We start from the raw sequence: 19,026 nt of genomic DNA, 5'->3' as shown, positions 1-19,026 counted from the left end.
AATGGATGGCGGCGGTATCAAAAAGCTTCAAATCGGTATCGGCGGGCTGTATCAGCAGCGGAATTTCGATAGCGGCAGCACATTAAAATTTATCTACTTATTGCAGGCAAAGGACAAAATACGTACCCGTGGGCTGCGGGTATATAGCTGCGGCGGAACCAGTTAAACTATCATTTGGTGCGGAAGAAAGGAATCGCCACCCCTTTCCCTGCTAAAATAATCCCAAAAACTTCTTTCTCTTCTTTTTAGGTTTTTCGCCCGCATGGGGTATTTCCGTTGTGCCTGCTGCTTGCTGCCTTATAATTTCTGCTTTAGCTTTAGCAATGGAATCGGCCTTTAAACGGGCCAATTGCCGCGCTCTTTTTACGCTATCGAAATTATAAGAGTTAATAAAAAGCGCCGATTTATAAGGTTTCATCTTAGCTTCGGCGGCTACAGGATTGTATGCTTCACCACCCGATTTTTTGGTAAGCGATGAATAAGCAAACAAGCCCATAAACAGCACCATTAGAAATAACAGGCCGCTAAACACGGTTTTGTGCATGTGTACCACACCACCGTCCATTTTCAGGATGCCTACTTTTTCTGGGTCGCTGCGTTCTTGCAGCTGGGTTTGCAGTTTTTCGTTCTCGTTTAATAAGGTAGCCGGGCCAACACCCATTAAGCCGTTATCTGCCGATGCCAGGCTGCCACCTATTATAGCATTATGGAGTTGGTTACCATCGGGAAAACGGTCGTATGGGTTCTTTTGCAGGCATTTTTCTACCAGATTAAGCAACCAGGCAGGTACCTGCATTTCTAATGCCTGTTTATCAGCATCCCAGCTTTGCGGAAGGTTGGCCTTGCGGGTTTTCATCGCATCGGGTACGGGGGCTTCCAGATGGCGCACCATTACGGTATTGCGACCGGTATCTCCATTCCCATCCAATGGGAATGGCACTTGCCCGGTAAGTAATTCGTACAGAATCACCCCGTAGCTGTACACATCGGTTTGCAGTAACATTTTGCCCTCCTGCTGCTCAGGTGCCATAAATTCCACGGCTCCGGCATTGCGGATGCTGCTTCGACGCTGCTCTTCGCTCATAATGGCCAGGCCGAAATCGAGCAGTACATAATTACCTGTGTGGATATTATATTTTACGTTATTGCTTTTTACGTCGCCGTGTTTTACGCCTACAGTGTGGCAATGAGCCAGCGCACAGGCCAGCTGGTCGGCAACTTTTAGCAGTTCTTTTAGCGTGAAGATCTTTTCATGTGGTGGTTGCAGCAGTTCGCTCAGATCGGGCCCCTCAATGTATTCCATCTCGATGAACGGAAATGAGCCGCTCTCGGTAATGCCGAAGCTTAATATTTTTACAACGTTGGGGTTGGGGATCTCGTTTACCTTTTGCAGTTTGGCAACCTCATTCTGGAAGTTGCGATAGTTTTTATCGTCGCCGCTTTCGGAGTAAACGGGTGTGGGGATCAGCTTTACGGCGGAGTAGATGACGCCTGTTCGCCTACCTTTATACACAGAACCCTGACCGCCCGTTCGCAGGGCACCCAAATTCTCTAATCCATCCGCTATGGTAAAAACTTTACTCATTAGGTAAGGGGTTGATAGCTAAATTCTAAAACGGCAGATTCGCCTAAGATGATCTGGTCGCACTCCTTTAACGGGTGGCCAATAGCGGTTGAATGCAGCTTTATTACTTTATCGCTTTTATCTTCCTTTATCTTGATCTTATTCCTCGGCGGGATACCACCTTCATCGGCAAAAAGCATAAAACGTTGCGCTTCTACGTTCCACTCGATGTGGGCGTGCTGGCGGCTTACATATTTGTTGGCAACGTCGCCGCTTTCTGACGGGAAGGCGATCTGGTTGGTGCGGAAAAAGCCATCCTCGGCCTGCGCCTTCTTATCGCGACCGATGTTTGTTTTATCCACGCCGGATGCAAGTGTATATTCTTTCAGTTCGGTTTCGCCATTTAAAACACGAATATAAGCAGTTGCTGTTTGTTTAATAAAATGCTTGCTCGTTTTAATGAAAAACGCGGCATCCAGGTTTTGTAGCTTAACCGCTTCTCCGGGCACTTCTTCGTCGAACAGCACATCCAGCGTCCAGCGAGCGGGTAAACCAAGATCGAAGTCGTCGGCTATTTTTTGAATTTCGTCTTTAAACACATCCGGCTGCTCTGCGTAAACCGCGGCTTCGTACATGTGCCTGTCGGTAGCGCTACAGTTGAGGTACAGGCTCAGGCCCTTAATATTGGCCCCCTCGCCCCCTTCGGCCTTTTGTAATTCCTGTTTGATGAACTGAAGTAAAGCATGGCGTAGGCTTTTCACGTCATCCGGGCGATTCTTCCCCTCGCTGCTGAACAAATTAAATATCATGCTAATACTTGTAATTTTATGTGTAATTGTGCCTTGACGACACTCTTTTTAACCCCTACCATTATTCATTTGTTTGCTCAACAATGCTTTTTATATAACCCTTTTTCAACAAAAATGGTATTACATGCTTCCCGGCCAATTTAACCGCGTCAGATGACCCCTTTGTGGATTCTATACGCACGCAAACCACAATATTACCGCTGCCCTTTTGTTTTGGCGCAAAAAACACGTACCAGCCATCGTTTATCTGCTGTTTCTTCCAGATCCGTTCCGGCGTACCGGTTTTACCCGCTACTGAGATGCCCAAAGTGAAAGCCTTTGGCGCGCTTTGTTCTATCATGTACTGGCGCATCAGTTGGGCGTACTTTGGATCGTTAGCCAGCTGGATGCCCGGTTTTACCGAAGTTGCCGAGTCGCTGAATTTAAGCACATACCGGTTGTTTGGCATGGTGCCGCCATTGGCAATGCCAGAAGCGAGCCTTGCGACAGATGCCGGGGTAGCGATGAGTTCACCCTGCCCCCATGCCATACCCGAAATGCCTTTTGCACGGGTACGACGGATGTTATTAGGATCGTAACGCGGTTTGGTGTTAAACTCGGTTTTACGCCATACGGTACGCCATTTTTCCTCCTGTGCCGCATTTTCCTGCTGGCGGCCGTAATAATAACCACCTACTCCACGCAGGAACATACCTGTTTTTAAGTAGAGCGTTGCCATATCTTCCTGCAGGTGCTCCTCGTTGGCCAACTTGATAAAGTACACGTTATTTGATTTTACAACGGCTCTTTCCAGCGTTATCAAACCCGTTTCATCCGGTTCGAGGCCCTTGGTGCGGATGCGTTCGTAATCGCTTACCTGGAATTTTTTATTGGCTGCCGCGAGCCCAAGTTTGTTGAAAGAGGCTAACGAGGTGATCAATTTGGCTGTTGAACCTGGCTGAGACGCGTAGGTGAAGCCAAGGTCGGTAGTGGTCATCCAATTGCTCAGCTGGTTTTGCTCGGCATTGCTCATAGTGAGTTTCTCCCAATTATGTACGGGTGGCAAAGGGTACATGGATGAGGCGAGTACATCGCCGGTATTGGATTCCATCACCACTACCGATACCCGGTTATCTAACAGCGATGTATCCGTTGCCATTGATTTTTGGATGCTGGTTTGCAGGCCGGCATCCATGGATAACTGTACATCGCGGTTTCGGTTTTTGAACGAATCTACCGCCGTGCTGTTTAACCCGGCTAATAATAATGGCGATAGCGCGCTGTAATCGCGTTTTACCACGGTCATTTCTTTTACACCACGCGCCAGGAACCTGTCCTCGCGGTAGCGGTTAGCGGTTACGTTATAGTTGGTGGTTGGCAATTTAAAGCCGCGCAGTTCCGCCGCGTGTTCGTATTCGGCGAAGTAGCCGTTACTGCTGCCGTTGAACACGCCGGAGTTATCGTCGCCCGTCCAAAAGAACATCTGCTCTTCAAAAGGGTAATACCTGTCCAGCCTTTTGTGCATGGCCGAATCAATATTGTAGTTACCCACCCCTGCATCGGTTAGTTGGCCCAGTTGTTTTTTAATCATCTCAGGCTTGCTGGTAGCCAGCAATACGCCATCGCGGTCATATATTGACCCTGCCTGAAGTCTGTTCATCAGGATAGCGATCCGCGGGTTATAACTGAACATACGCGCGCCGCTTTTATCGGCCACCAACGCGGGTTGTACCACCCATTTTTTGTTATCGAACAAATATCTTGATACGCTTACAGTTAACAAAGTAACGCCCATCACTGCCGCGATTAGCGCCGGCACCAAATTTTTATCCTGTTGATTAGATATGTATTTCATCTGCACCGGCGAGCCGCGTACCAATGATGCCGAGAGTAAAAAACCGGATGCCAGCAAGTTGGCTACTAAGGATGAGCCACCATAGCTTTGGAAAGGTAAGGACACCCCCGATAACGGCAAAGCACCCGTTGAGCCGCCCGCTATCAGCAGGAACTGCACAAATGTGGAGATTCCCACGCCTGCGCATAAATAAAACAGGAATGGCGTACCCGTTCGCCTCCCTATAATGATAGAGCGGTGCAGGTAAAGTAGGAATAACAAGAAGATGCAAACGATCCCCGTCCAGCCAAATTCTTCACCCATCGAAGGCAATATCATATCGGTATGTGCCTCGGGAATGGTTTTGGCAAAGCCCTCTCCCACACCCTGACCAGATACTCCGCCGCTGCTCATGGCCCAAAGACCGTTTGCTACCTGGTCGCCACCATAAACTTCGTTATTCCAGGGATCTTGCCAAATGGCTTTCCTATCCACCAAACGCTGTACAGGGCCGGGGAATATTTTACCTAAGTATGGGATCTGATCGATGGTTAAGAAAGCCGCCATGATTACTAATACCATAATGGCCGATTCGCTCAGTTTGCGGCGTTGGAACAGCATGAGTAAGCCTACAATTACGGCGGTAGCCAATGCAGATAGCCAAACGTTCTTCAATACCCACGAGCAAATCACATAAATGACCACCGCTATAGCCATGAACATAAAATCTCCCCGGGAGAACGAAAATAATGCGATAAAGGTGAAACAAACCACCATTGCCGGCCCAAGATCGCCCAGTAATAAGAAAAGCAATAAAGTCACCAAAATGGCTATCAGCGCGAAGGCAAAGAACGACCAGCGTTTTGACCAGCTGGTGTATTCGCTGATGAGTTTTTCATTAGCGGCAAAAAATCCCGCCAGGAAAAGAATGATGAGGTATTTTACAATTTCACTTGGCTGGAATCCGAACAGGTTAACCTTTACCCCGCTACCTTCGGGGCCGGTACCAAATTTAATGGTCATGGCCAATAAACCGGCAGCTATAACCACCCATGGCCAGCCGTTGGAGGCGCGTTGATTATTTTTAAAGAATACGAGGCGATACAGCCATGAATCTGTTGTAAAGCGGCGCATGTTGAAGAATAGCATCACCAGCATAGAAACCAGTCCAATTCCTAAATATACTAAGGAGTCCTTGGCGAGGAAACGGTCGCGCAGTGGGTCTTGCAGGCTCAACAACGTTATAAATGACAATCCAGCGAGGATCATTATCACAGGTAATATTAATTGATCTGCGGCCTTAAAACGCCATGATAATATCAAATGCACCAACAAGAACGCGCCAATAAAGCTGCCCGCGATGATCCAAAACCAGCTGTTAAATTCAGCCGGTGTGCGGATGATAAGCGAACGCTCCTTTTTCAGGATATTAAAATCTCGGGTGGAAAACAACCGGACGGTATGTGGTGCCTGGCTGAAATTAAATACCGCGTCCTCATCCAAATCCACAGTTCCCTGCGATGTGCCAAACTGGTAACCGGGTTGTAGTGGTAAAACTTTAAATGCTTTGTTATTAGGCAGATTTTTAAAATGGTACACGCCTGATCCATCGGTACGGGCGTAAGCGGTTAGTTCCTGTAATTTTGGTTTGCCGCCGCTATCCGCGTAAAACGTTTTTTTGAAGCCGTCGCCAGTTTCAACCTTTGTTTTCACCTCATCTGTTTCTTCATCGCTGTAGAGGCTATCCTGCGGAATGATCATGTCCAGTCGTACCAATACCCCGGGTACAGGAGCGGTTTTGTTTAAGATGCTGCCGCTGATACTGTAGCTGCCTAATGCCACATCGGTTTGAACGGGTAATTTCATTTGCGCGGTACGTTCGCTCACAAACAGCAGCGAATCATCTCCGGTATAACCTAATAGAGAACGAGATGCGGTAACCCTGCTTTTAAACGATCCACCGCCGCTTACAAAGGCATCATCGGCCACTACGTAATATTTCTTTTTGTTCAGCTCGCCAACGTTATCAATTTTTACGCCGGTGCCAATGTTATCGCCTACCGTTTTGGTGATCAGTTCGATATCTTTCCTGTCTTCAAAATAGTAGCCTTTGGTAAGCAGAACATGAATCTTCCGTGCCGGGTCTTTATCGTTAAGGTTCACCATGGTGCCTTCGGAGAGGCGCTTATCCACATCCTTAAAGCGAAGCTGCAGAACGGTGTATAACCGGTAAAACAGCACGGAGAATAGTATGGCCACTAAGAACAGGAAGATCCGTTCTTTGCCGCGGCCGGGAGAAATTTCTTGCGGTTTACCTTGTTCCATTGGCAGGTTTTGGGGATTTACTTACAGAATCGGCATATAGGACAGTAACCGGGAAGCCCTCGGTAACGGGTTTGCCGGCCGGCAGCGTAAATGAACGCAGCACAGGGGTATTGCAGTTTACAAATTGTACGTTTTTAAGGTGCAGGTCGGTATTATTGGTACTTATGCCCACCGTAAAACCTTGCAGTTTAATGTTCTCTAAGCCAATAGCTTTAGCACCTTTAAACACGGAAAACGCGGGACCTTTGTAGGCAGTATCGCATTGTAAAGTTAAGTTGCCTTTTACTTTTATAAACAGGCGTAATTTGTTGATATCCAACGTGTCACTAATGATAATTGGCTGTTTAAAAAGAGTATCAACAAGCGTAAGCGTATCTCCTTTAGCCATATTAATGGCATTTTGCAGTTGGATCTCTTGCTGGTTGCGGGGAGTTTTTTTGGGGGTAACCGCGGCCGTTTGCTCTGCAATCGGCTTGTTTATTTCCTTTTGCCATTGCAGGTAATAATACACAGCGGCACCCAAAAATGCTAAGCATAATATGGTAAGTATCACACTCAGTAAGTTGCTTTTTTTATCAGGCATAGCTTTCTGCTTTTCAGGGTTTATAACGGCTTTAACAGCCTGATGTTCTTTTTTTATCTCAACGGCTGGTTCAGCGTTTTTTTTTATGTCGACAGTTGGTGCGGTTTGTACCTGGTTTGCAGATGCTTTATCGTTCTGCACCAGCACAACGGTAACATTATCGTGCCCGCCGTTTTTATTGGCCGCTTGTATCAACCGGGTGGCCTTCTCCTGCAGGGAGACCTTTTGGGTGATGATATCGGTAATATCGCCTTTGTTCACCATATCGGTAAGCCCGTCGCTGCATAGCAGCAACATATCGCCGGGTAAAAATGGCGATTGCCCGGTTTCTACAAAACTCTCGTCGGCATCTATCTGGGTGGTAAAACCCAGTGCCTTGTTAATCTCGTTGCGTTTAGGGTGATCCATCGCTTCCTTCTCCGTAAGACGACCCGAATCTTCGAGGAAACCCACGAAGGAATGGTCTTTGGAGATCTTCACCAGCGTGGTATCGCGCAGCAAATACAGTCGTGTATCGCCCACGTGGGCATAGTAAAACAGATTGTTTTGAATATCTACCAACGCCATAGTAGCCACGCAGGCCATGCTGTCCAACTCCTTCACTTCCTGCTTTTTGGCGGAGATAGCGTTATTGGCCAACTTAAACGACTCTATCATCGCCGGGATTGGATCGCTTTGCTTATCGCTCAGGTAATCTAACATTTGTTCGCGGGCTATGGCCGCGGCAACTTCGCCGCCGTTGTAGCCTCCTACGCCGTCTATAACGCTGGCCAAAATGAGTTGGCTTCTTAAGCGCTGGGCAATAAAGGTGTCCTCGTTATTGCTGCGTACCTTACCGGTATCCGTTAATCCAAAAAAGTTTTCAGCCATTAGTTTTACCGGAGTTTTTAATATCGATAAAGTGTGTTACCAGCAGGCAAACCACCATTACCAATAAGCCTATGGATAATATTTGCGACATGTTTTTACGATTTAAACAGGTTTAAGCCAATAATGCCATTCAGTAATATGCGGGAATTTACCGGCAGTTCCACCCATTTTGGTGAGTTGATATCGCTGGTGGGCACCGCCATTTCGTTCAGTGTGGTCATTTCGCCGAAGGACGCCAGGTAGAATTTAGCATCCGCTTTGTTAAAGCGTACCTGTAAATGCGGTGTATTTACCCATTCGCTCGGAATTTTAAACACGCTTTGCTCCTCACGTTCTTCATCACTGCCGGATACGATGATATCGTCATCCTTCATCAGGTATTCCACCTTTTTACCGGCGAACTGTTTATCCGGGATGATGGTTTCAAATCGGGCGATGCTCTTTTTATCTTGCTTGATAGCTTCTTTTTCGCTGTATTCCAGGTCTTCCTGGTAAGGAATTTCAAAGTAACCCTCGCTGTAGTAGATAAAGCCTTTTAGGATATCCTGGTTTACATCAAAGGTTTGAGCGATACCCGTTTGGCGCGGAATGAAGGTTACCCGCAGGTTTTCTTCCTTTTTGGCAGGCTGGTTATTATTATCGGGTAACAGCTTGCCCATGAAGCCTTTATCCCCACGCTGATAATCCGGGTGCGATACGAGACGGAAGACCCATTTTGAACCGGACGGCTCTACTTTTTTGCCGGCGACACGGTATTCTTTCAGGATCTCGTAGAATTTTTTTACCGTTTCCTGTACGATAAGGCCGAATAAACCCTGCTTGTTTTCGATGAATTCCTTGTAGTCGTCTGCGTTAAAGCTGATGATGAATTCATGGTAAAAAACTACACGGTCGGCAAAGGAGAGACCTTTTATAGAGTCCTGAAATTTTTCGACGATGTAGCTGTAAACGCTATCGGGTGTAAGCGCGGGAATTTTGCCGTTTACGCCGGTGCTCTCGTTGGTCAGAAACCAATCCTGTATACCTATACGCTGCCAAAAATTTGGTTTTGATTCCATTTGTGATGTAAGATTCAAATATGATTACTGAACATAAAACTGTAAAAGATGTTTTTGCCTGTTCACCTATATTTTAATGTTGTTTATGGCTTGGACGATGTATCTATTGTTGCACTGTCCCTTGCTGCCGCCCGTGCAGCAGTGGTGCTGTCAATAGTAGCTTTTATCAGGCTATCGCGCACTCTTTTTAAAGAATCAGCGCGTTGTCGACGTTCTTTGTAAACCTGGTTCGCAGGTACATCTTGTTGCGGGTTAGCCATTTGGCTTGTATCCTGCACCGTTTGCAGGGAATCCTGAGAGGTAGTAGCCTTGGGCAGCCGGGCATCTTTCTTGTAAAATGCGGCATATACAGAAAAACCAACAAACAATACCAGTAAAGCTACTAACGCGTTGAATGCCAGCTTAGATACTATCATTTTCGATTCGTCATCCGGCACGGCAGGTGCATCTCCATCTGCGTCCTGGTTTTCAGATTGGAGTTCCAGTACCTGCTGCTGCAGTTTTTTATTCTCGGCTTTTAGCGCTTCTATGTTGGCTTTTGATACACCGCCAACACTGCCGCTTCCCGCTGAAGCCGAGATGCTGCCTGTAACAATGGCATCGTGCAGTTCCTGCCCATCGGCATAACGGTCTTCAGGTTTTTTCTGTAAACATTTGCTAATGAGGTTAATAAGCCATGCCGGAACTTGCATCTCCTGACGAAGTTTTTGTTCGGCCCATCCTTCCGGAAGGTTTAGCTTGCGGGCTTTTATAGGGTCGGGCACTTCAGATTCCATGTGGCCCAGCATTACGGCGTTGCGGCCGGTATCGCCCTCGCCAGTCAATGGGAAGGGTACATCGCCGGTAAGCAGTTCGTAAAGTATAACCCCATAACTATATACATCCGTTTGTAACAGCATTTTACCTTCGTGCTGCTCCGGTGCCATAAACTCGGCGGCACCCGCATGGCGGATGCTGCTGCGGCGCTGTTCTTCGCTCATGATGGCCAAACCAAAATCGAGCAGAACGTAGTTGCCCGTATGGATATTATACTTTACGTTATTGCTTTTTATATCACCGTGCTTAACCCCTACTTTATGGCAATGCGCTAATGCACAGGCTAATTGATCAGCTACCTTAAGTAATTCTTTAAGTGTGAAAATCTTTTCGTGGGGTGGCGCGAGGAGTTCGTTCAGATCGGGGCCATCGATGTACTCCATCTCAATAAATGGAAAAGAGCCGCTTTCGGTAACGCCCGAACTTAATATCTTTACGATGTTTGGATTTGGTATCTCGTTGACTTTCTGTAGTTTGGCGACCTCGTTCTGAAAATTTCGGTAGTTTTTATCATCGCCGCTTTCGGTGTGGATGGGTGTTGGTATCAGTTTTACTGCCGAATAAATGGTACCCGTTCGCTTGCCTTTATATACTGAACCCTGGCCGCCTGTGCGCAGTGCGCCAAGGTTTTCCAAGCCCTCTACTATTGTAAATACTTTACTCATTTATTGTGTTAAATTACCATTGCCCGTATAACGGTGAACCTACTATGAAATTACAATAAAGTAGCCGCTTTGTTGTGACGAACACAAAATAATGAAAAATTACTTGCTAAAATTTCCCTTTTTTTACCTTTTTACTCGATTTTTTGGTCGTTTTTCTTTCTTTTAGCGCTATTTTTTGCTCGAAAAAACGCTTTTTAGAACTGTTGAAATATGGCTCATAATTTTCATGGCCGTTGCGTCATGCTTGTAAACCTGCCACAACAAAATGGTGGTGAACAGTAAGGCTCCAAGTGCTGCCAGCAAACCATAGAGTGCTATTTTGGAGACATATAATTTTGATGGACGCGCTAAAAGTTCGGTCTCCTGTATTTTATCCATCGCCGCTTGGATATCGTCTTCGCGCAGCTTATCCGCCTTTCCGTTTTCGCGCAGCAATTCATTCAAACGGCTATGGTGGAGTTTTACCTGGTCGTGCAGGTAGTAGGCTTTGTTCTCATCGGCCAGGGTGGCGGATGGGTTTGTGTTGTAAAGCAGTATCATCTCCGAGATCAGCCTGTCTTGTAACTGGTTTTTGATGAGCTGCAATTTTAAGGACCATTCTATATCGACATATTGCTTATCCGTTTCACCAACAGGCGCTATCGGCTCCATCCGGGTTTGATGTACCGACAGGGCTTCATAAAGCTCCAGCGCATCGGTGAAACGCGCTTCAGTTTTTTTCTCCAGGCATTTGGCCACTACTTTCAGCATCCAGTCGGGCACCTGCATTTCGCTGGCTTTCTTTTGCTGTATCCAGGTATCGGGCAGGTTGGCACGGCGTTTTTCCAGCAGATCTGGAACAGGCGATTCCATGTGTTTCAGCATTACGGCGTTGCGGCCGTTTTCGCCGTCGCCGGTTAATACAAAGGGCACCTCGCCTGCCAATAATTCGTACAATATAACGCCGTAGCTGTAAATATCGGTTTGCAGCAGCATTTTGCCGTCGTACTGCTCAGGTGCCATAAATTCTACCGCGCCAGCGTTTCGCATACTGCTGCGCCGCTGCTCCTCGGTCATGATAGCGAGGCCAAAATCAAGCAGCACATAATTGCCGCTGTGGATGTTATATTTTACGTTATTGCTTTTCAAGTCGCCATGTTTTACCCCAAGGCGGTGACAATGCGCAAGGGCGCTGGCGAGCTGGTCGGCAACTTTTAGCGTTTCTTTCAGCGTGAAGATTTTTTGGTGCGGCGGCAGTAGGAGCTCGCTCAGGTCGGGCCCATCAATAAATTCCATTTCGATGAATGGGAACGATCCGCTTTCTGTCAAGCCTGAGCTTAGTATCTTTACAATGTTAGGGTTGGGTATCTCATTTACCTTTTGCAGCTTGGCAACTTCATTTTGGAAATTCCGATAGTTCTTATCGTCTTCGTTCTCGGCATAGATCGGCGTTGGAATGAGCTTGATAGCGGAGTAGATGGCGCCGGTTCGTTTCCCTTTATATACCGACCCCTGCCCGCCGCTACGCAACGCACCGAGGTTTTCCAAGCCTTCTGCAATGGTAAATACTTTGCTCATTTATGTTGCTAATATACTCAACGGACGGATATATAGACTATAGCAGAACGAGATTGTAAAGTGGTGGGGTGGAAGATTTTGTTGGGAGGGTAATGGCCGGGCATTACCTGCTATTTTCAAGTGGTAGTGTCCGTTTTGCGATTCGACTCACTCCCGCCCCCTCTCTCGTTCCGAAAGAGGGGGAGATATGGCGGTTATATGTTCCGGAATATTATTCTTCACACCCTCTTTCGGAATGAGAAAGGTTCGACGCATGTAGTGCCGTCGGGGTGAGTCCCTCGTCGCATAATGCCCGTCAAAATCATAAAATCCGCCTTTTAAAACCCTCCACCCTGTTTTTTGTTGCCCCGGTTAAATTATATTTGCACGGATGAAGATACTGCTGGTAGAGGATTAAGCGAAACTGGTATGCTATTTTGATAGCGGCTTTCCACCATTTTTTCCCTCATCTGCGCATCTCTATACCTACAGAGGTGCCATCCATCCTGGCTACCATTATATCGCTACTGCTGGCCTTTCGCTCTAACCAGGCGTACGACCGCTGGTGGGAAGCCCGGGGCATCTGGGTGCCATCGTGAACGAATCGAGATCGCTAACCCGCCAGCTTATTACTTTTTTGGATAGCGGCAACGATGACGCTGATCATTTTAGAAACCAGATGCTGAACGATAGTAATCTGGAGGCTATCCCACTGGCCAAAACCGCCTGTGAGCAGGATAAAGTTTTTTACATCCTTTAACCCTATATTTATACTATGGCAAAAGCCTTTCTGTTATTTTGGGGAGGCTTTGTTTATTTTATACCGGTTTCGGCCTTTAGCGCGTCACCTTTTTTAACGGTTTTAAAGTCGAAATTTTGGTAGTAGGCATCCTGTGGTATCTCAATGTTCATGCCCGTTAAATTAGCTATCTCCACCTTTACCCTGGTCACCTTAACATCGGTAACGTGGCCACCTTTAGTTTTATCGGCGCTGAGGAAATGAAAATGATAATCGGCAATGGTTACGCTGTTTAAATAGCTTGGGAGTTTAAAACCCATCAGCGTGCCGCTAACATTTTCGGTAGTGAAAAACTTTTGACGATCCAGCATGCTGGCCAAAGGCAAAAATGGTTCTTTCTCTACCGGTGGGAAAGCCCGTGTTTTTACCAAAGCAAAATCGCCGGTGATACGGATAGCGTACAGGCCATTAGCTTTGGTAAGGTATTGATCTATTTGGGCGAAGGTTCCCTTTTTATCTGCAACTGTATTGATGTAAAATACAGTATCCGCTTTAAAGTTGGTAGTTAGTACCAGTGGCACTTTTGCAGTATCGGGCATAACGGTGGTAACACCGGTTGAGCGGCTCTGGTAAACTTTGCCGTTGAGTATCATCAGTTCACCATCAAGCATATCTGGAGCGCCCAGTCCGAAGTCGCCGTGTGGCTTCATTTCCTTCACGGTTAAAGTACCGTGATAAAGCCCGGCCAAAAATGCATCGGCAATGCCGTATTGATAGAATTGATTATATTTTTTATGCTGCGCGTTTAGCTGCAAGGTAAGCAGGGAGAAAAATAATGCGAATAAGGTTTTCATGCGGTTGTGAAATATGGCCTAATATATTTATAAATGGCACGCTATGAAAATATTAATGCGATTATGGGCGTTTTAAATACGCTCTCGTTGTGGTATGCCGGGCGGGCTTATTGAACAGCGGGGAAGCTATAAACATCAAAAAAAGAATCTATTACACATGCCTGAAATTATTACCCGCATCTGGCACGGCACCACAAAAGCTGAACACAGCGATGCTTACTTTACCTTTTTGGAGGAAAGCGGTTTAACAGATTATAAAAATACCGAAGGGAACCTTTCCACTGAAGTATGGAGAAAACCGGAGGACGATGTTTGCCATTTTTGGACCGTCACCAAATGGCAATCATACGAGGATATCAAAAAATTCGCCGGTGACGACTACGAGAAGGCCAAGTATTACCCGGAGGATGCTAAATACCTTTTGCAATACGAGGAAAAAGTGTTGCATGTAGAGACGTTTTCCTATTGACGACATGATTGGTTTTAGGCAATTTATTTTTCGCTGCATGGGCGTTGTGTAAAACATATCAAAACATTTGGGAGTAAACATTGTCCTTAACTACGTGAAGGATATGATGGATACAACAACGCCGAAAAATACGCCCCGCCCTAAGAGAGAACTTACCTACATCCAAAAAGTATGGCATACCGTGGGCATTGTGGCCCTGCTGGTAATAGTGGTGCTTATTGCGAGGGTTGCGTTTAACGTATTGCTGATGATACTGGCTGCTACGCTTATCTCCACCTATTTCCATGGCTTGGGCAATATCATTCAACGGAAAACCAAATGGGGACGTAAGCCGGCTATGATATTGTCGGTTGGCGGCTCTTTCGCCATTTTAGCGGTGTTGCTCTGGTTTATGGGTACAAAAATTCAGCAGCAGGTGGCGCAGTTGAGCCATACGCTGCCAAATACCATAAATGCCGCGCGGACCAAACTCGCCGAAACACCTGTTGGCCAGCAGGTGCTTGGTTATCTTGACGATAACTCCGGCAAGATATTTATTACAGCGCAGCATTTCTTCAGCACCAGCTTTGGGGTGCTTGGCAACATTTACATCATTATGTTTTTGGGGATATTTTTTACCGTTAGCCCATCTGTTTATAAAGATGGTTTTATGATCATCATCCCGCCGGATAAAAAGGAACTTTGGCTCTGCATCATGAACCGCATTAATGTATCACTTAAAGGCTGGCTAAAGGGGATGCTGCTCTCGGTTGTGCTGATATTTATTATGCTGACCATAGGGCTCACCATTATGGGCATTCCCGCTGTGTTGGTGCTGGCATTAATTGCCGCCATGCTGAAGATAATTCCCAACTTTGGTTCGCTGGTGGCCATGATACCCGGTGTTTTGCTGGCCCTAACGGTGAGCACCAATACCGCCGTAATTGTAACGCTGATCTACATTGTATCGCAAACCGTGGTAAGCAATATTGTAACGCCCATCATTCAAAATAAAATCATTAACCTGCCGCCAGCTCTAACCATTATCAGCCAGGTAATTATGGGTACGTTATCCGGTGCTTTGGGTATTATTTTAGCTGTGCCCCTGCTGGCTATTATTGTGATACTGGCAGATGAACTGTACGTGAAGAAGATAAACGAAGATAACCCGAAACTACAGATAGATGCCAAACATGTGCCGCTGGCGGACTAAAGTTAAAAGTAGAAAGTTAAAAGTTGAAGGTAAAAAGGTTGTTGGCAGTTTAAAGTCAGTTGACGTATTCTTATACTTTTAACCTTCAACTTTTAACAAAAAATTACTCCAGCACTTCGTAAATGGTCACTGCCTTAGCTTTGTTCTTTAGGTTCACATCACCTATTTTCTCGCAGCTGAACGATTCTTTTGCTTTATGGTAAGTTTCTTCGGAAATGATGATCTGCCCGCCTTTAGCTGCCGATTGCAGGCGCTGTGCCAGGTTAACGGCATCGCCTATCACGGTATAATCCAGCCGTTTTAAAGATGCGGAACCGATATTACCCGATACCACTTCACCGGAGTTGATACCTACAGCTATCTGCGGCTGATATGATTTTTCTCCGGCGTGTACGGCATCCATCTGCGCGATGTGCGCCCGGGCAGCAAGCGCGGCATCAATGGCCCTGTCCAGGTGATAATCCCCGCGGAAAACGGCCATCACGGCATCGCCCATAAATTTATCAACATGGCCACCCTGGGCAACAATCTCTTTTACAATTTTATCAAATAAGCTATTGATGAGCGTTACCACCGTATTAGCCGGCACGTTCTCGGTAATAGCCGTAAAACCGCATACATCTACAAACATAATGGTGGCGTTAATCACCTCGTTCTTCAGCAGGCTGTTCTCAAACTCTTTGTGCGTCATAAAGTTGAGCACGTTCTCGTCCACGTACATTTTCAGGATATTGTTCTCCTTGATGGCCTTGATGGTTTCCTGCAGTTGCTTTACGTGGAGGATGGTTTTCTCCATGGTAAGGTCCAGGTCCTCGAAATCAACGGGCTTGGTTACAAAATCAAAGGCACCACGGTTCATGGCCACGCGGATATTTTGCATATCACCATATGCCGAAACAACAACAGCCTTTATCATTGGGTTTGCCTCGGGCAGGCGGCTAAGCAACGTAAGCCCGTCCATTATAGGCATGTTAATATCGCTCAGGATAATATCCAGGTCGGGATGCTCTTTTACTTTTTCGAGTGCTTCTTCGCCATTTTGGGCGAAAACAAATTCGTAAATGTTCTCTCTTATCTTCTTCCGGAACTTTTGTTTTACCAACAGCTCCAAATCAGCCTCGTCATCTACTACTAATATCTTGGCCATTATTGTTGATCGGTAAAGATTTTAAGTTTTTCTTTTAACAGGGTAAAATCCAGCGGTTTGGTTAAAAAGTCATTGGCGCCTTTTTCCATCGCCTGGCGGTGGTTCTCTTCGTCGCCATAAGCGGTTATCATCATCACCACGGGCGGCGGCGGGGTATCAAAATCCTCGCGGATGTGGGTGAGCAATTCAATGCCGCTCATACCCGGCATATTGATATCGCTGAGGATCAGCACCACTTCAGATTGTTTTTCGTGCAGGTAATGGAGGGCTTGCTCGCCAGATTGGGCAAAACTAAATTCTATTTCGTTATTGCGGATCTCTTTGCGGAAACGTTGTAAAAAAAGCGGTTGAACATCCGCCTCATCATCTACTACCAATATTTTCATAAGCTGTGTAAATATAAACTTTTAAATTTTAGCCGGGATGGAAATTACAAATTCTGTGTACTCCCCTTCCTTGCTGTCTATCTCTATCTTGCCGCCATGCGCCTTTACAATAATATCGTAACTTAAGGATAGGCCCAATCCGGTACCTTCGCCCGTGGGCTTGGTGGTAAAAAAGGGTTGCAATATCTTATCTTTAATACTCTCGGGAATGCCTGTGCCGTTATCACGAACTATAGCTCCCCAGCCCCCTGAAGGGGGAGCGAAGGTTTTTATCCGGATGGTTGGCTTATACCCCGGTTGCCCGCTTTTTTGTTTTTGCTGAACCGCGTAAAACGCGTTGGTGAACAAATTTAGCAGCACCCTTCCAATATCCTGCGGCACCATGTTCACCATCGGCAGGCTTAGGTCAAAATCGGTTATCAGCTTTGCATTGAAGGTTTTATCCCTCGCCCGAAGGCCATGGTATGCCAGGCGCAGGTATTCATCGGCCAGTTTGTTAATGTCGGTGGGTTCCTTTGCGCTGCTGCTGGCGCGGCTATGCTGTAGCATGCCCTTTACAATTCCATCGGCGCGTTTACCGTGGTGCAATATCTTTTCGAGGTTTTGTTTCACATCGTTGGCAATGGCTATTGCCTCGTCCTTATCGCCGTTGGTGAGCTCTATCTCCAGCTCATCAAGCAACTCTACGCTCACCTCCGAAAAATTATTGACGAAGTTGAGGGGGTTTTGGATCTCATGCGCAATGCCGGCCGTTAACTCTCCAAGGGAGGCCATTTTTTCGGACTGGATGAGCTGGTTTTGTGTCTGCTTTAAATCGTTAAGCGATTGGTGTAACTCGGCGGTTCGCTCGGTTACCTGCTGCTCCAGTTCTATCTTCTGCGATGCAATGAGGTTTAAACGTTCGGCCTCATTTTCACGCGCCATTTGTTCTCTTTCAAGCGCTTCCTGCAACACTTGTTTTTGCAGGGTTTGAAAACGCTGGATCATCTTCCACAAAAATAATATCACGAGCCAGTAAAAGCAAAGCAGGGTAATATCGCCGCCATGGGTGTGTACAACCTTTACGAAGGTGTTATCACCAGCCCCTGTGCCGTAAATAATATCGGCAATGAGGTAAATGATGCCTATAAATAAAAAGGGCAGCGCGGTAATCAGTTTGAAAACTTTTTCCTGACGGCTTTTGAACAGGCTGAAAGAAAGTATAACCAGTGAGTTTAAAACAAATATGCCAACTACGCCAGCCAAAGTAGCGGATAACGCCAGCTTACCTATTATTTGCGGCGATAGCAGTGTGGCAGCCGAAAGGGAAATGGTATAGCTGAGATAGTTGCTTACCTTATACCAGCGGGGATAAAGGGTTGGTGCCTCATAAAATATCGACAGGAATTTCCAGAGGAAAAAGCCGCAAAACAGGGCCAGCAACTGGCTGAACCGGGCGAGCACCGGTATTTCCTTCAAAAAAACGTCGTACAGTGTAAAATTCCCTGCCAGCAGGGTATAAAAAAAGCCGAAAAGGGCAAAATACAGGTAAACTTTTTCGCGGCTTACGCTGTAAAAAAACAGGTTTACCAGCGCCGCAAGGATGAGGATGCCGCATAGGAATGATATGATGCCAACATCTTTTAACCTGTCTTCATAAAAATCAATCGCGTCCCGCTGTTCGTTTTTCAATATTTTAAAACCGGGGACTATCGTAGCACGCCTGTCTAATTTAAAGTCGATGAATTGCCGTTCATAAAAGGCCATTTGCTGGCCCGGCTGCAAAGCGAAAACGGCCTGTCTAAAGCGTTTTAAACCAGAGCGCCGCGACCACGGTACATCGTACCCGGTCGTTTTTTTGTTAACCTTACCTGCGCTGTCAATTGCAAAAACATCCAGTTGGGATATGGACCCGGTGATAGCCAGATTTACTGGTGTGGGCAGCGTATTTTTGAAACTGTACTTGCACCAATATGCGCTCGTGTTAAAATCCTTTACGCGGAATCCCTCAGTTTTAACCTGCTGAAACTGCATGGATCTAACCTGCTGCAGGGTGAGTTTTTCTGATGGATCTGGCAGTATCTGGAAGTACTGTTTGCCAAGCCAGGTATTTTCTGCGCTGTCTGTTTTAATATCATAAACCTGCAGCGGTACCGTTTGTGCCCGAAGGCAAAACGGTAACAGGATAAATAAAAAGCATAGTTGGTAAAGTTTCCTCATA

Annotated in this window: 15 protein-coding genes; 4 read left to right on the top strand and 11 right to left on the bottom strand. The window is 46.4% G+C overall.

Annotation, left to right across the window (positions count from 1 at the left end):
- Positions 1-211: 211 nt before the first annotated feature.
- The 7 genes from EPL05_RS09455 to EPL05_RS09425 form a co-directional block, all read right to left on the bottom strand.
- Positions 212-1,585 carry a serine/threonine protein kinase gene (locus tag EPL05_RS09455; protein ID WP_128533684.1) on the bottom strand — a complete coding sequence of 458 codons (1,374 nt, stop codon included), beginning with the start codon at positions 1,583-1,585 and terminating at the stop codon, positions 212-214.
- Positions 1,585-2,373 (bottom strand): FHA domain-containing protein, encoded by a 789-nt coding sequence (locus EPL05_RS09450; RefSeq protein WP_128533683.1) that lies wholly within the window; start codon positions 2,371-2,373, stop codon positions 1,585-1,587. The genes EPL05_RS09455 and EPL05_RS09450 overlap by 1 nt, the downstream gene beginning before the upstream one ends.
- A 61-nt stretch (positions 2,374-2,434) precedes the next feature.
- Positions 2,435-6,511 (bottom strand): FtsW/RodA/SpoVE family cell cycle protein, encoded by a 4,077-nt coding sequence (locus EPL05_RS09445; RefSeq protein ID WP_128533682.1) that lies wholly within the window; start codon positions 6,509-6,511, stop codon positions 2,435-2,437.
- Complete coding sequence (locus EPL05_RS09440; RefSeq protein WP_128533681.1) at positions 6,498-7,964, bottom strand: PP2C family protein-serine/threonine phosphatase; 1,467 nt, start codon at positions 7,962-7,964, stop codon at positions 6,498-6,500. Before EPL05_RS09440 ends, EPL05_RS09445 begins: the two co-directional genes overlap by 14 nt.
- Before the next feature lie 95 nt (positions 7,965-8,059).
- Positions 8,060-9,022 (bottom strand): hypothetical protein, encoded by a 963-nt coding sequence (locus EPL05_RS09435; RefSeq protein ID WP_128533680.1) that lies wholly within the window; start codon positions 9,020-9,022, stop codon positions 8,060-8,062.
- An 83-nt stretch (positions 9,023-9,105) separates the two neighbouring features.
- Positions 9,106-10,503 (bottom strand): protein kinase domain-containing protein, encoded by a 1,398-nt coding sequence (locus EPL05_RS09430; RefSeq protein WP_128533679.1) that lies wholly within the window; start codon positions 10,501-10,503, stop codon positions 9,106-9,108.
- A 168-nt stretch (positions 10,504-10,671) separates the two neighbouring features.
- Entirely contained in the window at positions 10,672-12,060 is a 1,389-nt protein-coding gene (locus EPL05_RS09425; RefSeq protein WP_128533678.1) for a serine/threonine protein kinase, read from the bottom strand.
- 416 nt (positions 12,061-12,476) lie between these two features.
- Between EPL05_RS09425 and EPL05_RS24300 the strand changes: the two genes are divergently transcribed.
- On the top strand, positions 12,477-12,638 hold the full coding sequence (locus EPL05_RS24300) for a bestrophin family ion channel (RefSeq protein ID WP_243837259.1): 162 nt from the start codon (positions 12,477-12,479) through the stop codon (positions 12,636-12,638).
- Positions 12,635-12,799 carry a hypothetical protein gene (locus EPL05_RS24295; protein ID WP_243837258.1) on the top strand — a complete coding sequence of 55 codons (165 nt, stop codon included), beginning with the start codon at positions 12,635-12,637 and terminating at the stop codon, positions 12,797-12,799. Before EPL05_RS24300 ends, EPL05_RS24295 begins: the two co-directional genes overlap by 4 nt.
- A gap of 53 nt (positions 12,800-12,852) precedes the next feature.
- On the opposite strand, the gene budA is transcribed toward EPL05_RS24295, so the two are convergent.
- Positions 12,853-13,632, bottom strand: coding sequence for an acetolactate decarboxylase (gene budA / locus EPL05_RS09415; protein ID WP_128533677.1), 780 nt, complete (start codon positions 13,630-13,632; stop codon positions 12,853-12,855).
- 157 nt (positions 13,633-13,789) lie between these two features.
- On the opposite strand from budA, the gene EPL05_RS09410 reads away from it, so the two are divergent.
- Entirely contained in the window at positions 13,790-14,101 is a 312-nt protein-coding gene (locus tag EPL05_RS09410; protein ID WP_208394712.1) for a hypothetical protein, read from the top strand.
- 103 nt (positions 14,102-14,204) lie between these two features.
- Complete coding sequence (locus tag EPL05_RS09405) at positions 14,205-15,293, top strand: AI-2E family transporter (RefSeq protein ID WP_128533676.1); 1,089 nt, start codon at positions 14,205-14,207, stop codon at positions 15,291-15,293.
- A 103-nt stretch (positions 15,294-15,396) separates the two neighbouring features.
- On the opposite strand, the gene EPL05_RS09400 is transcribed toward EPL05_RS09405, so the two are convergent.
- The 3 genes from EPL05_RS09400 to EPL05_RS09390 are packed head-to-tail and all read right to left on the bottom strand — an operon-like array spanning position 15,397 to position 19,025.
- Complete coding sequence (locus EPL05_RS09400) at positions 15,397-16,440, bottom strand: adenylate/guanylate cyclase domain-containing protein (RefSeq protein WP_208394711.1); 1,044 nt, start codon at positions 16,438-16,440, stop codon at positions 15,397-15,399.
- On the bottom strand, positions 16,440-16,826 hold the full coding sequence (locus EPL05_RS09395) for a response regulator (RefSeq protein ID WP_128533674.1): 387 nt from the start codon (positions 16,824-16,826) through the stop codon (positions 16,440-16,442). Before EPL05_RS09395 ends, EPL05_RS09400 begins: the two co-directional genes overlap by 1 nt.
- Before the next feature lie 21 nt (positions 16,827-16,847).
- Positions 16,848-19,025, bottom strand: a complete 2,178-nt coding sequence (locus EPL05_RS09390; protein WP_128533673.1) for a sensor histidine kinase — start codon at positions 19,023-19,025, stop codon at positions 16,848-16,850.
- Position 19,026 lies beyond the last annotated feature (1 nt).

This window comes from Mucilaginibacter gilvus (genome assembly GCF_004054195.1).
GTDB lineage: Bacteria > Bacteroidota > Bacteroidia > Sphingobacteriales > Sphingobacteriaceae > Mucilaginibacter > Mucilaginibacter gilvus.
This window is presented reverse-complemented; position numbering and strand designations above follow the sequence as displayed.

What these genes read in the sequence shown, in the direction of transcription:
- EPL05_RS09455 (WP_128533684.1), bottom strand. Translation starts at nt 1,585, where the DNA reads ATGAGTAAAGTTTTTACCATAGCGGATGGATTAGAGAATTTGGGTGCC.
- EPL05_RS09450 (WP_128533683.1), bottom strand. Translation starts at nt 2,373, where the DNA reads ATGATATTTAATTTGTTCAGCAGCGAGGGGAAGAATCGCCCGGATGAC.
- EPL05_RS09445 (WP_128533682.1), bottom strand. Translation starts at nt 6,511, where the DNA reads ATGGAACAAGGTAAACCGCAAGAAATTTCTCCCGGCCGCGGCAAAGAA.
- EPL05_RS09440 (WP_128533681.1), bottom strand. Translation starts at nt 7,964, where the DNA reads ATGGCTGAAAACTTTTTTGGATTAACGGATACCGGTAAGGTACGCAGC.
- EPL05_RS09435 (WP_128533680.1), bottom strand. Translation starts at nt 9,022, where the DNA reads ATGGAATCAAAACCAAATTTTTGGCAGCGTATAGGTATACAGGATTGG.
- EPL05_RS09430 (WP_128533679.1), bottom strand. Translation starts at nt 10,503, where the DNA reads ATGAGTAAAGTATTTACAATAGTAGAGGGCTTGGAAAACCTTGGCGCA.
- EPL05_RS09425 (WP_128533678.1), bottom strand. Translation starts at nt 12,060, where the DNA reads ATGAGCAAAGTATTTACCATTGCAGAAGGCTTGGAAAACCTCGGTGCG.
- budA (WP_128533677.1), bottom strand. Translation starts at nt 13,632, where the DNA reads ATGAAAACCTTATTCGCATTATTTTTCTCCCTGCTTACCTTGCAGCTA.
- EPL05_RS09410 (WP_208394712.1), top strand. Translation starts at nt 13,790, where the DNA reads ATGCCTGAAATTATTACCCGCATCTGGCACGGCACCACAAAAGCTGAA.
- EPL05_RS09405 (WP_128533676.1), top strand. Translation starts at nt 14,205, where the DNA reads ATGATGGATACAACAACGCCGAAAAATACGCCCCGCCCTAAGAGAGAA.
- EPL05_RS09400 (WP_208394711.1), bottom strand. Translation starts at nt 16,440, where the DNA reads ATGGCCAAGATATTAGTAGTAGATGACGAGGCTGATTTGGAGCTGTTG.
- EPL05_RS09395 (WP_128533674.1), bottom strand. Translation starts at nt 16,826, where the DNA reads ATGAAAATATTGGTAGTAGATGATGAGGCGGATGTTCAACCGCTTTTT.
- EPL05_RS09390 (WP_128533673.1), bottom strand. Translation starts at nt 19,025, where the DNA reads ATGAGGAAACTTTACCAACTATGCTTTTTATTTATCCTGTTACCGTTT.